Raw genomic sequence first — 15,425 nt, 5'->3', positions numbered from 1 at the left:
CGGATAAGCTGCCGACGAGCGACGAAATCTGAGCAATAAAACCCAACAATCCAGGCCCAAGAAGCAATCCCGCGTATCCCATCGTCGTCACGATCGACATTGCCCGAGCAGCAGAAGTGCCACCTGCACGCCCGGCGGCGGCGAAAAGTGTGGGCACGACGTTTGCTAGGCCAAGACCGCATATGGCGAGCGCAATCAGAACAACAGGAAGATTGCCGCCCATCAGGATCATTGTGAACACCGAGCCTGCGCAAACTATTGTGCAATAGCGCAACATGGGCATCTGGCCGATCCGCTTAACGATGGCGTCACCGAATAGGCGGCCGGTTGCCATCATGGTTGCAAATGCCGCAAAACCATAGGCGCCTGTGCTTTCTGCTCCTCCGGATCGGGTCACGATGTAAATAGCGCTCCAATCCATCATCCCGCCCTCGGCCAGCATCCCTAAGAATGCCAGGCCACCAAGCAGGTAAAGATGCTTCCTTATTGCATTATCGAATTTGCCATCCGTCGCCTCAATGGAGTCGGCAGGATCGTCGAACCGGCCTGAATTGTTCCATCCTATGCAGGCGACGACCGCGACTGCCGCAACACCAAGTCCCGCCACCCCAAGACAAACGGCCAAGGCGCCGCCGTTGGACAGTATCTGGCCGACAACGAATGCGCCGATCAGGCTTCCGAAACTGAATACGGCATGAAAAGAGGACATTGCTTGCCGACCCATGTGACGCTCCACTGTCGAGGCATCAATATTCATCGATACGTCGAGCGTCCCGAAACCGATACCGGCAAAAAACACAATCAACGCCAGCCAATAGGTGCCACCGGCGTACGGGAGGGCCAACAGCGCTGCGCCGAACGTTAGAGATCCCAGCAAGCTGAGCACACTGCTCGGGGCAATGGCAGCCAAGCGACCGATATTGGTCATCATCACAATTGCGCCCAGAGCGAAGCCAATCAGGATCCACCCGAGTTGCGCCTTGTCCAGTTCCATTTGAGCGCTGAGGACTGGAAGTGAGGACGCCCAAGCTCCGATGCCGACGCCTGCTCCCAAAAAGAAAAGGCTGCAAAAGAAACGGCTGCTTCGGATCGCAGGGGAGATCGTCGAGCTGTAGTTCACTATCGCTATTCTCTCTGGTGTGGCGTTCAAATTGAGACACCGGTGATTGGAGCGAGGCCGTCATGGTTGGTGGTGGCCAAGGCAGGCCACCGCGGGCGCCGGCTAATCTTTGAGAGGGAGCAGGGTCGCGCGTTTCTACTTGCCATGCTGGACAAAGTTCGCAGTCCTCTCGCCGATCATAATGCACACAGCGTTGGGATTGCCGGATATGAGCGTTGGCATGACCGACGCATCCGCCACGCGAAGGCCTTCGATACTGTGGACGCGAAGCTCGGGATCAACCACTGCCATGCCGTCCTTGCCCATTCGGCAGGTGCCTGCAGGATGCAGCGCCGGATGCGCGACCTCTTGGCAGAACTTTCTCACCTGTAGTGGCGTCGCTGTCCCGGCGGACGGGATCTGCCTTGAGGCAATGTAGCGGCGGATGGCGGGTCGCTCCATGATATCGAACGCCCCCATCGTTCCTTCAACCACCGCATCGAGATCATAAGGGTCGGAAAAATACCGCGGGGCCACGCGTGGGTTGGCGTAAGGATCGGCACTTTTCAGCGTCACTTCCCCTCGAGACCGAGGCCGGATCTGTCCTAGGTTTATCGTGCAGCCGTTTCCGCCCGGGACGGCGTCGACGCCTTCCTCGATGCCCGCACCCACGACCATGAAATATTGCACATCCGGGATCGCTTCGCTTGTGTTGCCCCACCAGAACGCCCCTCCTTCGATCAGATTGGAAGAAGCCGGGCCATCCCTGAACAGTAGATAGTTCAGGCCAGCCGCGGCTTTCCAGTGCGGCTTCTTGTATTTGTCGTAGCTGTGGGGCCCGTTCAACTGATAGACGAGCGATATCTCGATATGGTCCTGCAGGTTCTGTCCGACCCCGGGCAGATCGGCAACGACAGGAATGCCATGTCCGCGCAAAGCGTCGGCCGGACCGATCCCTGATAACATCAGCAATTTCGGCGAGGCAATCGCACCTGCCGACAAGATTACTTCGCGACTGGCCATGAGGGCCCATTTGCGGCCCTTCGCTACATACTCGACCCCGACGGCCCGCCCCTTTTCGACAATTATCCGCGTGACCGTGGAACCCGTTCGAACCTGGAGATTAGGTCGGTGGCGGGCGGGTTTGATGAAGGCCGTTGCGGCGCTGCTGCGCCGCCTGTTTTTGGCGGTGATCTGGTAAAGACCGCAGCCGGCCTGATCGCCGGAATTGAAATCAGGATTATAGGGCAGCCCAGCCTGCTGGCACGCCTGCAGCCAGGCGCGTGTGAGGGGGTGGATATGGTCGATGTCGGAAACGCCTAGCGGTCCCCCTACGGCGTGGGCCTGGTTGCAGAACCGGTTGTTGTCTTCCGACCGCCGAAAGTAGGGCAACACATCATCATAATTCCAGCCATCCGCGCCGAGCGCTTCCCACCGCGCATAGTCGGATGGCGCGCCGCGGATATAGATCATCGCGTTGACGGAACTGCCGCCGCCCAGCACCCGGGCCTGGACCATCGTCGGCTGCTCGACACGGGATTGGGCTGCGGTTGGTTCCCAGGGAATCCTTTTCAATAGGGGCCCTTGTGCGGTCTTATAGTAGGCACCCGGGATATGGATGTAGGGATTGAAGTCGCGTGGGCCTTCCTCCAGCAGGAAGACCGAGGCATCAGGATCTTCCGAAAGCCGCGCGGCAACCACGCATCCAGTCGAGCCGCCGCCAACGACTATGTAGTCACAGTTGGTCTGCATAATTTCATCCCGCGGTCGGATGCCCAAGAGCGCCGAGCCATACTTTGTCATGGGTCGAGATCCTCTGATCGAGCTCCAGCCTGAGGTCGGGTTTCATGCCGGATTTTGGCGCGGCAGATCTCCTGTTCGATCATCGATACGACGCAATGTCGAAGCTGCCTCTGCCAATCTCGCCCAGTAGGCAAACATCGAGAGCTCATGACAAGTTCGCAACGCATGGAACATGGAAGCAATGTGACGCGCCGAGCGAGAAAGTTCGCTGTGGTGAGGTCACTCTTTGCCTGGCATCGCTGGCGCCCTGAGAGCCAGTCTTTCGAAGACACCCGATTGCCGGCTTACCCACCGGGACCGGCGCACTTCGCAATATGGCGCAGAATTGACGTCAAGTTACGACAAGAATCGTCCAGACGCGCACTTCTTTTGGCGTCCGCATTGTGGTGTGGTCGGGCTCAGGTTACCCTGATGATGGACGACAAAACCGTGCCGAACCAGACGAGAGACCTTTCGTTTGCCGACGACTTCATCTTCGCCAAGCTCGTCGAAGATGTCCACGACTATCCCGTTGAAGACGCTGTCGTTGTGAATGTCAGCCCCAGCGCGATGATCACCGGAGATGAGCATCCGGCGATCGTGCCTGCCTGGAAATCGACATGGCTGAAGGGCGGGCAAATCAAATCCGCGGAACGGGCGGCGCTTCTGAAGGTGCGAAAAGCCACCAATCTCGGCGGCTGCATATTTCGTGGCTGGGACTGGCTTGGCAATCGAATCAAGAGCTTCCCACGCGACACGCCGCTGTTCATTTCCCCGCAGGATGAGATCGGCACGGTCAGCACCGATCCTTTGGTATTCACCAACGAGCGCGCAGCACCCGGCACCCCGCAGACGTTCACCCTCAAGCTGAACCTTTGGTGGTCGCCGGGAGACACTGACTGCTTCATTCACAATGAGCATCGCTTCCTTGAAACACACACGCAAATCCACGGCTCCGGCCGGATGCAGAAGTTTCGACTTCGTGACGAAACGACAATTTATGAAGACGTTGTGATGCCGGTCGGTTATTCGCATGACCCCTTCTGCAGGGTCAGCGGCAAGAATGAGTGGGCCTACCCATGGCACCGCTACTACGCGGATACCGATTCGGTGTGGCTCGCCATAGAACTCCACCCCTGAATTCGGCGATCCTTGGCGCGCTTCGCGGGCGGTATCAAGCATTGGCGCCGAGTGCCGTTCTCAGCGCTGTTTAAGCCGGTCAAAACCGGCCGGCTCTCGGCGGAATTTGTTGAAGTGAAGGAAAAAACATGAAGCTCGACAGCATGCGCGTTGAGGGGGCTGACAACGGCTCCGCGGCAATCGAGAACGCCTCGGTGCGGCTGCGGGCCAACGCGAACACGGACTGGTTCTTCGCCCCGAGCGGCAAAAGCCGGGCCGCGAATGTCACGCGATTGGTGCGCGAGATCGACGAGCAGCATTTTGCGCTGTCTGCCCGGGTCTCCGTCGACTTCGCCTCCGCTTACGACGCCGGCGCGATCTTCATCGAATGCGACGACAACAATTGGGCAAAGGTCGCCTTCGAATTTTCTGCCGCGCGTAAGCCGACCATCGTGAGCGTGGTGACGCGCGGCACATCCGACGACTCGGACGGTCCTCGTCATTCCGGCGCCCACGTGTGGCTGCGTGCTTATTGCGATGGCGAGACGGTCGCGTTCCATTTTTCGGAAGACGGCAAATACTGGAATTTCCTGCGCTGGTTCACTCTGCCCGGTGTAGCAAGGCGGCCGGTGCGTATGGGACTTGGCGTTCAATCGCCGACGGGCGAGGGGACGACCGCCGTCTTCTCAGACGTCAGGCTTTCTGTCGCCAAGATCAGCGATCTGCGCAACGGACAATAGCTGACCGTACTTTGGCCGTTGAGGACAGCTGCGCCAGTTCGTCTCATATCATCGATCTCGGTCGGGCAAACAGCGACTGACCGTCCTTTATGGTCGTCCGCATCGCTTTCCCTGCCAGACGCCGACGGTGATGCGAGATGGGGCAGGACACTGTGATCGGGGTCACGGATGTCACGCCGTCGCGTTACGGGGGTGGCCTGTTTCCAGGTCGCAAGAACAGTGATCCTTACGGATCGGCCGAGGTACGGGGCCTTGAGCACAAACGCGATCGCCGCGCCAGGAGTGCAAAGGTCGCAAAGGGTGTAGTGCGGGATTTGGTTGCCACCAAGCCCGCGCAACTCATGCCATGACCCCGCTGTGTGCATTCTCGTCTTGCGCCACAAGATCGGTGCTCCGACCGCGTCGCATTATGGCCGGCTTCACTGCTCCCCGCACGAAGATGCCTGTTGACCAGCGAACGGGTTCGGCGGGCTGAAAACCAAGCGCAGCAAGCCTGTCTCGGTCATTCAGCGCCGTCATTGCGAAAGCCCCTTGACAAGCTCCGCGCTTCGCAGGATGTTCATTCAGTAATAGTGACTTTCACTAGGTGAAATAAGGAACTGCAATGGCGACTGTGCTTCAAAAGGACGAGATCAAGGGGATCATCCCGCCGCTCGTTTCGACGTTTAGACCCGATGGTGATCTCGACCTGGATCTCTTCAAGGGTGAGCTTCGGTTCATGGAAAGCGCTGGCATTCGCCTTGCCGTGGTCGGCGGAAGCACAGGTTCGGGGGATGAGCTTTCCGCAGAAGAACTCGAGCTCTTGGTGGAAACAGCCACGGCCAACAGCAAGCTGCGCGTAATCGCAGGGATAATCACAACCACAACCCGCGACGCCATCAAGCGTGGTCTGCTAGCCAAGCAGGCCGGCGCCTGTGCGCTGATGCTTGGGCCGCCAATCTATAATACCCCATCGGGGGAGGGGCTGGAGAAGTTCATCCAGGATGTTGGGGCGGCGACCTCTCTACCCATCATCTACTATAACCACTTCTTCAACCCCCCTGCCGTCATGCAGCGCGTAGCCCAGCTGCCCGAAGTCATCTGCGTGAAGGAAGTGGCGCTGGAGCCGGTGACGGAACTCGTCCAGACCGTCGGCGACCGGGTCGCCATTGCCGCTGGCGCGGACTGCGTGAACATTGCGAGCTTTCTGTTTGGGGCGCAGGCCTCGATTTCCGGCATCAACACCGTCATCCCGAAACAGTACGGGGAGATCTTCGCCGCCCACGCGGCGGGCGACTACGTCCTTGGCCGGAAGCTGACGGACAAGATCGCGCCGCTCGCACGGGAGATGACCAAGAGCGTGAATTTCCCCGCCCGCATCAAGTTTGCCATCAACGCTCAAGGCCGCAAGGTGGGTGAACCGCGCAAGCCCAATGGCAACCTGGCCAAGCAGGACCAGGAAAACATCCTGAAGGCCCTCAAGCTTGCTGGACTGCTTGCCTAAGCCGTGGCCAGGCGCGAGCGCTCCGTCCATTGGTTGAATGAACAAGCCGAAGAAAACCATCTAAACAGGAGGGAATGTGGAATGAGCAAGGACATAAATCGCCCAAAGGCAGATTCGACGCTTATCGGGCGGCGCGATGTGCTGAAGACAGGCTTGTTGTTGGGCACCGGTATGATGCTTGCCGGGGCGGGGCTTCGCCCGGCCCTGGCCGATGAACCGAGGCGGGGAGGGACGCTCCGCGTCGGTCTAGGCGCAGCCGGGGCGAAATCGTCGCTCAACCCCTTCATCTCGACAGGCGATATGGATTTCGCCGTCGCCCAGTCGATCTTCGACCGGCTCACCGACTTCGACAAGGATGGCAATCTCTACAACAAGCTGGCGGATGACTTCACTCACAACGCCGAGGGCAACGTCTGGAAAATCAAGCTCAAGAAAGGTGTGGTCTGGCATGACGGCGCGCCTTTCACGGCCAAGGACGTCGTCTACACCATCCAGTACATCCTCAATTCTGACAACAAGGCCGATGCCTACCCCAACCTGGCGCCGCTCATGGAGCCGAAAGGGGTACGCGCGCTCGACGCCAATACGGTCGAAGTCGAATTGAAGCAGCCCTATGCGCTGCTGCCGCAAGTGCTGGGCAGCAAGGTCATGTTCCTCATGAAGGACGGCACGACCGACTTCGACAAGCCGATCGGGACCGGGCCCTTCAAGTTTGTGTCATGGTCCCGCGGTCAGCGGGTGACGCTGGCACGCAGCGATAACTATCGCACGCCCGACCAGCCATATCTCGATGGGGTCGAATTCATCGCGATCAACGACCCGACCGCGCGCATGAATGCGCTGGTGGCCAACCAAGTCGATGCCGTGGCTCAGCTCGATGGAAGTCTTGCGCGCCTGATTGAAGCAAATCCCGCACTCACCCTGCTGCGCTCGAAGAGCGGTGCCACGACCGACCAATTCATGATGACGAACCTGAAACCCTTTACGGACGTGCGCGTCCGCCAGGCGTTCCGGCTCATGATCGACCGCCAGCAACTGCTCGACAACGCATTGTCGGGATATGGCAGGATTGGCAACGACCTGCATTGCATCACGGATCCAGACTACGCCTCCGAACTGCCGCAACGCGCTTACGACCCGGATCAGGCGAAATCGCTGCTCAAGCAGGCGGGCTTTGACAATAGCCAGGCGATCACCCTCTACACCTCGGATGCCGCTCCAGGCATGCAGGCGTCGGCTACGCTCATCGCCAACCAGGCCAAGAAGATCGGCGTCAACATCGAACTTCTGGTCGTGCCGCCCGACAGCTACTATTCCGGCCCGAACTTCAAAAAGACGCAGATGGGCAGTTCGGATTGGGGACAGCACACTCTCGAATCCCAGTTCGGCCAAGGCTATGCCCGGGGTGCCTACTGGAACGAACCGGATTGGACCAGTGACGAGTTCGACAAGTGGGTAAGCAAGGCAAGAACCACGTTCGATGGCCCCAAGCGCCGCGAATATTATGTGGAGGCTCAGAAGGTCCTGTGGAACGAGGGAGCTTACATCATCTGGGGCTTCCGTGATCTTCTCGACGCCGCCAGCGCCAAGGTCAAGAATATCGTTCCCTCCACCCAGAGAAATCTCGGCTATTACCAGTTCGAAAGCGTCTATCTCGGGTAAACTGCAGCCGCCGTGGCCAGCCAAGCCGCGGCGGCTCCCTTTCTCTGAAGGTGAGACCCCTTGAATAAACCCTTGCTGCAGCTTCTGTTGACAAGAATAGTCCTGGCTGTCGTCACTCTTTTTGCCGTCTCCATTGTCGTCTTTGCCGCGACCCAATATCTGCCGGGAGATCCGGCCCGGGCAGCGCTCGGTGCCAAGGCGGACCCTTCGGCGGTGGAGGCGCTCAGGCGCGAGTTTGGCATGGATCGGCCGGCCGTCGTGCAATATGCCAGCTGGATCGGGGGCGCGCTCACCGGCGACTTCGGCCGGTCAATTCCGTCCGGCCGGCCAGTCTGGGAGACGATTGGGCCGAGGGCCGTCAACACCCTGATACTGACGGTCACATCGCTGCTCCTGCTGATACCGCTCTCCTTCGTGCTCGGCGTTGCCGCGGCGATCTACAAAGACAGACTGGCCGACCACCTGATATCAGTTCCGACAATCGTGACCGTTGCCCTGCCTGAGTTCGTAATCGGCACGGTATTGATTGTGCTTTTCGCGGTTTATCTTCGTTGGTTGCCGCCGGTTTCGCTGATCAACGACAGCCTTCCGCTTTCATCTCAATCGACCCTTTTCATTTTGCCGGTCCTGACCCTGCTCGGCACAACGCTGGCCCAGGTCGTACGCATGGTGCGGGCGGTGGCACTCGAAGTGTTGAACGCCGAATACATCTATATGGTACGGCTGAGGGGCATAAGCCCCGCGCGGGTGCTATTACGTCATGTTCTTCCCAACACCATCACACCCAGCATCCAGACGATCGCGTTGAATGCGGCCTGGTTGGCCGGCGGAGTGGTGGTCACCGAGTCCGTCTTTCAACTGCCGGGCATCGGCAGCGCGCTCTCGGAAGCGGTTATCAACCGAGACATGCCGACAGTGCTGGCCATCACGCTGATCATCACGGCGACCTATGTGCTTATCAACCTGGTGTCCGAAGCGCTGATCCTTCTTCTTAATCCAAGGCTGCGCGTGGCGCGCGGCACGACCTAGCCGGAGAGATTGACCGTATGCGCCGCTCCGTCCTGCGCCTGACCCTGGCGAAGCCAGCAGCTCGCATCGCTCTGGTCCTGGTCGTCATCATCGTTGCCCTCGCCTCGTTCGGACCATTGTTCAGTCCGTACGCCTTCGATGAAATCGTCGGGGCTCCCTTCGCGACCATAACCCACGAGCATTGGCTCGGAACCGACTTCCTGGGGCGCGACACTTTCAGCCGCTTTCTCTATGGCGGGAGGACTGTGCTCGTCGTCGCGCTTTGCGCGACCGTGGCGGCCTATGTAGTCGCGGTGCCGCTTGGCATCTACGCGGGCCTGCGGCGAGGCCCGCTGGATATTTTTCTGATTGCCAGATGATCGACCCGCAAAGTCGGACCCCGAAGTCGGCCAGGACCGGTGTCAGCACGTTGGGCAGGATGTCAATTTCCGACGTGATCTACGCGCTCCCGCCGGCCATCTTTCTTCTCGTCCTTCTCGCCTCGACCGGGCCAAGCCTGCCCACAGTCATCATAGGGATTGTGATCCTGCATTCACCCCGCATCTTCCGTATCGTGCGACTGATCACGATGGACATATCAAAGAACGAGTACGATCCGCTTCGCTAAGCTACCTGGGCCTGGGCCTGCCACCGCCGGCGGCCGACTGGGGTCTGCGTCCTCGAGGTGAAGAACCTGCGCGCGGCTCATGGCCGGCGAGTGCGTCGGCCTTGTCGGCGGCAGCGGCAGCGGCAAAACCACTACGGGCCGATGCGTGACCGGTTTGCACAGCAACGCTTCGGGCGGCTTGTTGTTCGAGGGACATTTGATGCCGTTCGCCGTCTCAAGTCGCTCCAAGGCAGATTTGAGCGCCATGCAGATCGTCTTCCAAAATCCTGACCGCTCGCTCAACCCAAAGGAATCGATCGCGCAAAGCATCGCCCGCGCCGTTCGCCTGACGGGGCTGGCTGACAAAGCAAGGGTCGGTGCCGAAGTGCGGTCGCTTCTTGACCGGGTTCGATTACCGCAACGGGTTGTCAATCTTTACCCGGGCGATCTATCGGGAGGTGAGCGTCAACGCGTGGCCGTGGCCCGCGCGCTCGCGGTCAAACCTAAGCTTCTGGTGTGCGACGAAATCACTTCGGCTCTCGACGTGTCTGTGCAGGCGGCCGTGGTCGAGCTTCTGCTCGATCTGAAGAAGGACGGCCTTGCGATGCTTTTCATAACCCACAACTTGCCGCTGGTCTCCGAAATTGCACAATCCATCATAATCATGAAGGATGGGAGCATCGTTGAGGCGGGACGAACGAATGACGTCCTGCGTTCGCCAAAGCACTCTTACACAAGAATGCTGTTGGACGCCGCGCCGCGACTTAATTGACGACCGGCTCGACTTGGAGCACCAAGGGGCGATTGCTAAGGGATTCGGTGGAACGATCTTGCCAAACGACCTGTTCACCGACGAGGAAAAAAGTGCCCGCTTCGACGCTGTCGATCGGGCGGTTGCAGTCTTGCGCGTTCTTGAGCGCTCTGATCAGCCCATGTCGCTGTCGATGATCGCGCGCGAGGTCGGGCTGGGACAGCCAACCACGTCACGTTATGTGGCCAGTCTCGTCGGGCATGGGCTGATCGAAAAGGTGAATGGAAATCGCTATGTGCTGGGCATTGGGCTTTATATTCTTGGGCAGAAATCACTCCATCGCAGAGACGTTCGAACGGTAGCCCATCCCTATCTGGAAACCTTGCATGAACAGTTCAACGAGACGGTCAGCTTCGCCCTTTGGCTGCGTCACGAGGTCATTGTCGTGGACTGTATCGAGGCCATGCAGACGTTGCGTCAGGGAGCGTCCGTGGGCGTAGTCAATCCATGGCACGCCACTTCTCTCGGAAAGTCCATTCTCGCCTGGCTTGATCCGCATGAAGTGGACGTGCTGCTGAAGCAGCCGGGGCTGCCCCGCTACACGCATAACACCCTCACCACCGTGGACCAATTGCGTGCCGAATTCCCACTTATCCGGGAGCGGGGCTATGCGATCGACAACGAGGAGTCCGCCATAGGAGGTCGCTGCATCGGCGCGCCTGTTTTCGATCAATCGGGACGCCCGCTCGGCGCCATCAGCATCAGTGGGCCAATCGCGCGTGTTACCGACGAGGATGTCCCCTCGACTGGAGGGCGAATTGCAGAGATCGCAGGGCAGATCTCCCGTGCAATGGGGTATTCGGGGAAGCCATCCCGTGACACCAGGCACGTCTAGGCCGCTCTTGCTCCTCGCTTTCTGGTGCGGGTCACTGGCCCGCAGCATCCTGTGCAGATTGATCTCGCTTAAGGAGGCCCCTCGTTGGCTGCCCTCCTTGAACTGTGGCGGTGCGGCGCTTCGAGGCGGCCTTAGCCAAAGCCTCCGCGGCGCGCAGGGCGGCGACATTATCTGACCCCCGTGCCAGCCAGGTCAGCCTGCGCTCCCCGGCGCTGACAAAGTCCTCGACTGCAGCAACATGCGAATCCCCGTCGCGAACCGGCACGAGCTCGTTCTTGGCTGCGTGCCGACGCATGAGCGTACCCGAAGCCTTGCCATTCAGCGTACCGTGGGCGATCAGCGTGCCGCGATCTCCAGCCACCACAACCGTGCTTTCCAGGTCGGCGATCGCAAAACTTTCGAATGCATGAAACAGACTGCCATCGTCGAGTTGGAAGGAATAGGAAATCTGGTTGGGTCTGCCATCGGCAACAGTGCAAATGGCCGAGACTTCGCGCGGTTCTCCACCCGTCAGGAACCTGGCAAGGTCGATGTCGTCGACGGACATGTCGAGATAGATGTCGCCCTCGTTGTCGAGATCGTCCTTTCTGCGCTTGGCAGCGGGCTTGTACGGTCCCTCGCGGGTAAGAAGGATCGATTGCACCTTCCCGATGTCACCATCCAGGATCAGTCTGCGCATCGTCTGGTGGATGGCCGACGCACGGAATGGTTGATGTACCGCAAGCACAATCCCGGCGCTGTCGCACAGACGCACAAGCTCAGCGGCCACTTTGCTGTTTTCGGAGATCGGTCCGTCACAAAGGACGTTCTTGCGAGCTTTGGCCGCGGCGGTGATGTAATGGGCCCGCCGCCTCAGACGTGCACTGACATAGGTGAACTCGACCTTAGGATCGCCGAGAGCCTCCGACAGGTTGGTCGTCCATTGCGGAATGTCGAGATCCTGAGCGAAATGAGCTGCATCCATCTTTCGGCGGCTGACCACCCACAACGGAGTATGCCCCTGCGCTCTGATGCCCGCGACCATCTGCTCCGTGGCAATGGTGCCGGTCCCCATAACTGACCACCCAGTCTTGCCGTGAATTGCCATGCCGGGCGCTCCTGATCTGGCCCCAAGTATGGGCGCATTCGCCTCCTGCCGCCAACTTCGCATGTCGTTGAAGTCTGCATTAAAGTGACGTACAGATAGCGTCTGTTCGCGTCATAGGGGAGGCGATCAACGTGAACCACATCGCGGGGGATACCGCCGCGCTCGCGGCAAATTTGAGGACCTTGTGCGATCGCCACGGGTCTGTCGCCGCTGTTTGTCGCAAATTAAACGTCAATCGGCAACAATTTAACAAATATCTCTCTGGCGCCCATGTGCCGTCCAGCGCCAATCTGCGCACGATCGCTAACTTCTTCGGATTGAGCGTTCCGATCCTCTTCTCCGACCCCGAGGAGTTCAGGACGCTCATTGATGGCAACTTTTTTCATGCGATGTCCACGGCGCGCCATCTGCCGGAGTTTGTCAACTTCCTCTCGAATATTGTCTTCGACGGTAGTGTGCAGGATTCGGAGATCCTGGGTGTCTATGACCGATATCAGTTTTCATCGATCTATAAAGGTTTCATTCTAAAATCGGCATTCTGCCTCTATCGAAATAACAATTTTCTCCAGCATTACTATATCGAGCGGTTCCCGAGCTTCGACCGGCCGGGAAGAACGGAATACGTCTTCAAGTACTACGGGTTCAGCTTCCCAGTTGCGGACCGGCTGTTTACGGCCGATTTCGAAGGCATCCAGAGCAATGAGCTCACCTTCGGTGTCTATGCCCAGGTCAAGCGAAATGCGAAGCGTTTCATGTTCGGCATCGCCAGTGGCATTGCCGCCAATGCCTTCCGACAGCCCTATTCGACGAAGGTCGCCTTGCACTACAAGGGGCCGGGCCTGCTCCAACGCAGTCACCTCAAGGAACTTACCGTGATTGACAGGAGCGACCCAGGCATCCCGAGGGAAGTGCTGCAATATCTGGGCGACGGTTCGGACATGATCCAGATGTGAAATGCGAACCGACTAAGAGCATTACTCGTCGGCCCTATATTCGGCTTTGACGAACCCGACTTTCACGCTACCCGTTCAATCGCTTGAATGTCTTGCAGTTTAGGTGTTCAGGACGAGTTCATTCAGTGCCAACCGATGCAGCGACGGCGTCGCGGCGGCAAGGACGGGGCCTCCTTCCTCAGCTCGGCCGCCGTCGAGACGAGTGATCACACCACCTGCCTTCTCAATGATCGGGATCAGCGCGACGATGTCGTAGGGCTGCAGGGAAGGTTCAACCGCCAGATCGATCCGGCCCGCCGCTAGCATGGCGAAGGCATAACATTCCCCACCGTACCGGGTCATCTTGACCGCGCTGTTCAGCCGCTCGAAGCCAGCTTTGAGATCGCCGTGAAAATGTTCGGGGGAGTTGGTGTGGAGAATGGCGTCGGAGAGGGTGTCGATGCCACGCGTCCTGAGTGGCTGGGGCTCACCGGCGCGCTGGCGCCATGAGCCTGTCGCGTCCGCCCAGAACCGTTCGCCGATATAGGGCTGGCTGAGCATCCCCATCTCGGCGCGCCCGCGAACCGTCAGACCGATGAGCGTTCCCCAGACGGGGATGCCGCAGATAAAAGGTCGGGTTCCATCCACGGGATCAAGCACCCAACGCCAGTCGCTACCGCCGCCCGTCTCGCCGAATTCCTCTCCAAGTACAGCGTGATCCGGGAACTCCGCCATTATGGCGGCACGCAACGCGATTTCTGCTTCTCGATCAGCCTCGGTCACCGGATCGAATCTATATCCGGGCTTCGGCTTGGTATCGACGGCAAGCTCGACCATATAGCGGGGCAGCGTCTCGGCATCCGCCAAATCAGCGAGACGGTGCAAGAATGATGAGTCCGGTAGCTTTGACATGTGTCACCTTGGCAAAAGATCGATAGAAGATCATTGGCTCGTCTGCTCGGAGCCGGGGAAGGCAACCCACGATTTGGAAGCTGAAGAACTGACGCTGATCTCGGAAAGCAGAACGCCCCGCAGCCCTTCGTAAACGTCTGCGAGCGGCACCGGGAGCGCACCTCGCCAGTTTCGGCCGGCTTCAAGCGCAGTCGCATAATCGCTGTATAGAACCGCGAGAGCCTCGAGGTAACCTTCAGGAGAGCCCGCCGGCAGACTTGTCGCAAGTTGCGCGTCCGAGGACATGTCGCCGTGGCCGCGACGATAGGTAAGGTCGCCTTCGCCGAGGCGGGACACAGTGAGTGTCTCCGGTGCCTCCTGCCGCCACTCGATGGTGGCCTTCGAGCCGACGATCTTGAAACGCAGGCCGTTGCGGTGGCCCGGAGCGGCAAGAGAGGACCACAAGAGGCCGTTGGCGCCGCCCTCGAACTCCAACTGGATCACGTCAGTGTCGTCTAGCCCGAAGGAGTCGACGGTTCGCATCAAATTGGCGTTGAGTGCGGTGCACCGGAGTCCGGAAACAAATTCGAGGATGTTGAAGGCGTGGGTTCCGATATCCCCCAGCGCGCCCGTCGGTCCCGCCTTTGCCGGGTCGCCGCGCCATACCCCGCCCTTGCCCAACTTCGAGGGGTCGTTGACCAACCATTCCAGCAAGTACTCTACATGCATGAAGCGTACCTGCCCGATTTCGCCCGCGCGGATGCGAGCGCGGGCGTCTCGGACCATTGGATACCCTGTATAGGTGTATGTTACAGCGAAGAACGTCTCGTTTGCGGCAGCGATCCGCTGGAGCTCGCGTGCCTCTTCAGATGAGTGGACCAGTGGCTTTTCGCAGATGACGGGAATCCCCGCTTCGAGAAACAATTTGCATGGCTCGAAATGGAGATGGTTGGGCGTAACGATAATCGCGACTTCGATGGCATCATCGCGCGCCGCTTCCGCCGCTGCCATGTCACTGAAGCTGAAGTAGGTGCGGTCCCAAGCCACTCCTAGGGCCTTGCCGGCTTCAATGCAGGCGTGACGGTCAGACGAGAACGCGCCTGCCACCAGTTCGAAACGATTGGTTAGCCGCATGGCAGTTCGATGCCGGCTTGCGAAGAACGATCCTCGCCCTCCTCCCACCATACCCGCGCGAAAGCGAGGTTTGCGGGGGATGTCATTTGTCAGAAGGTTCATAAATATCCTTGCGCATTCGGCCCAGCTCTGGACCGGTCGGGAGACCGGTGCCGCACTCGCTCAATCCGACAGCCGGCTGCGCTGCGGAACGATTGGACGCATCCTTCCACTCGCTCAATCGAGCGACAAGTTC

General features: G+C 59.4%; 14 protein-coding genes. 9 read left to right on the top strand and 5 right to left on the bottom strand.

Annotated elements, in window-relative coordinates; genetic code table 11:
• Together EOA75_RS03055 and EOA75_RS03050 are read right to left on the bottom strand one after the other, a co-directional pair.
• The coding region (locus EOA75_RS03055; RefSeq protein ID WP_164747255.1) for an MFS transporter at positions 1 to 1,120 on the bottom strand (1,120 nt) is incomplete at its 3' end.
• A gap of 135 nt (positions 1,121 to 1,255) precedes the next feature.
• Positions 1,256 to 2,851 carry a GMC family oxidoreductase N-terminal domain-containing protein gene (locus tag EOA75_RS03050; protein WP_067330764.1) on the bottom strand — a complete coding sequence of 532 codons (1,596 nt, stop codon included), beginning with the start codon at positions 2,849 to 2,851 and terminating at the stop codon, positions 1,256 to 1,258.
• Positions 2,852 to 3,313: 462 nt separating this feature from the next.
• On the opposite strand from EOA75_RS03050, the gene EOA75_RS03045 reads away from it, so the two are divergent.
• From EOA75_RS03045 to EOA75_RS03010, 8 genes are all read left to right on the top strand, one after another.
• Complete coding sequence (locus tag EOA75_RS03045; protein WP_245456847.1) at positions 3,314 to 4,021, top strand: hypothetical protein; 708 nt, start codon at positions 3,314 to 3,316, stop codon at positions 4,019 to 4,021.
• Positions 4,022 to 4,149: 128 nt separating this feature from the next.
• Positions 4,150 to 4,740, top strand: a complete 591-nt coding sequence (locus tag EOA75_RS03040) for a DUF1349 domain-containing protein (RefSeq protein ID WP_245322552.1) — start codon at positions 4,150 to 4,152, stop codon at positions 4,738 to 4,740.
• Positions 4,741 to 5,344: 604 nt separating this feature from the next.
• Positions 5,345 to 6,223: a dihydrodipicolinate synthase family protein gene (locus EOA75_RS03035; protein WP_127323602.1), complete on the top strand. Its 879-nt coding sequence runs from the start codon at positions 5,345 to 5,347 to the stop codon at positions 6,221 to 6,223.
• 81 nt (positions 6,224 to 6,304) lie between these two features.
• Positions 6,305 to 7,885, top strand: a complete 1,581-nt coding sequence (locus tag EOA75_RS03030) for an ABC transporter substrate-binding protein (RefSeq protein ID WP_127323601.1) — start codon at positions 6,305 to 6,307, stop codon at positions 7,883 to 7,885.
• Between the two features lie 72 nt (positions 7,886 to 7,957).
• Positions 7,958 to 8,914: an ABC transporter permease gene (locus EOA75_RS03025; RefSeq protein WP_245418846.1), complete on the top strand. Its 957-nt coding sequence runs from the start codon at positions 7,958 to 7,960 to the stop codon at positions 8,912 to 8,914.
• Between the two features lie 17 nt (positions 8,915 to 8,931).
• Positions 8,932 to 9,273, top strand: a complete 342-nt coding sequence (locus tag EOA75_RS03020) for a hypothetical protein (protein ID WP_127323600.1) — start codon at positions 8,932 to 8,934, stop codon at positions 9,271 to 9,273.
• A 327-nt stretch (positions 9,274 to 9,600) separates the two neighbouring features.
• The gene (locus EOA75_RS03015; protein WP_127323599.1) at positions 9,601 to 10,272 is read left to right on the top strand and encodes an ATP-binding cassette domain-containing protein; all 672 of its coding nucleotides are present in this window, start codon (positions 9,601 to 9,603) and stop codon (positions 10,270 to 10,272) included.
• Positions 10,273 to 10,330: 58 nt separating this feature from the next.
• Positions 10,331 to 11,146, top strand: coding sequence for an IclR family transcriptional regulator (locus EOA75_RS03010; RefSeq protein WP_245418848.1), 816 nt, complete (start codon positions 10,331 to 10,333; stop codon positions 11,144 to 11,146).
• A gap of 31 nt (positions 11,147 to 11,177) precedes the next feature.
• Here the strand turns inward: EOA75_RS03010 and EOA75_RS03005 are convergent, their stop codons facing one another.
• Positions 11,178 to 12,233 (bottom strand): Gfo/Idh/MocA family oxidoreductase, encoded by a 1,056-nt coding sequence (locus EOA75_RS03005; protein WP_127323597.1) that lies wholly within the window; start codon positions 12,231 to 12,233, stop codon positions 11,178 to 11,180.
• Between the two features lie 131 nt (positions 12,234 to 12,364).
• Here EOA75_RS03005 and EOA75_RS03000 point away from each other — a divergent pair, with 131 nt between their 5' ends.
• Positions 12,365 to 13,186: a helix-turn-helix transcriptional regulator gene (locus EOA75_RS03000; protein WP_067330581.1), complete on the top strand. Its 822-nt coding sequence runs from the start codon at positions 12,365 to 12,367 to the stop codon at positions 13,184 to 13,186.
• Between the two features lie 99 nt (positions 13,187 to 13,285).
• Here EOA75_RS03000 and hisN read toward each other — a convergent pair whose 3' ends face one another.
• Positions 13,286 to 14,077 (bottom strand): histidinol-phosphatase, encoded by a 792-nt coding sequence (gene hisN / locus EOA75_RS02995; RefSeq protein ID WP_095799998.1) that lies wholly within the window; start codon positions 14,075 to 14,077, stop codon positions 13,286 to 13,288.
• A gap of 30 nt (positions 14,078 to 14,107) precedes the next feature.
• Positions 14,108 to 15,292: a Gfo/Idh/MocA family oxidoreductase gene (locus EOA75_RS02990; protein WP_127323596.1), complete on the bottom strand. Its 1,185-nt coding sequence runs from the start codon at positions 15,290 to 15,292 to the stop codon at positions 14,108 to 14,110.
• Between the last annotated feature and the right edge of the window lie 133 nt (positions 15,293 to 15,425).

The organism is Mesorhizobium sp. M1A.F.Ca.IN.022.07.1.1 (assembly GCF_003997575.1).
Taxonomy (GTDB): Bacteria; Pseudomonadota; Alphaproteobacteria; order Rhizobiales; family Rhizobiaceae; genus Mesorhizobium.
Note: the sequence above shows the minus strand (reverse complement) of the source record. Positions and strands in the feature narration are given on the sequence as shown.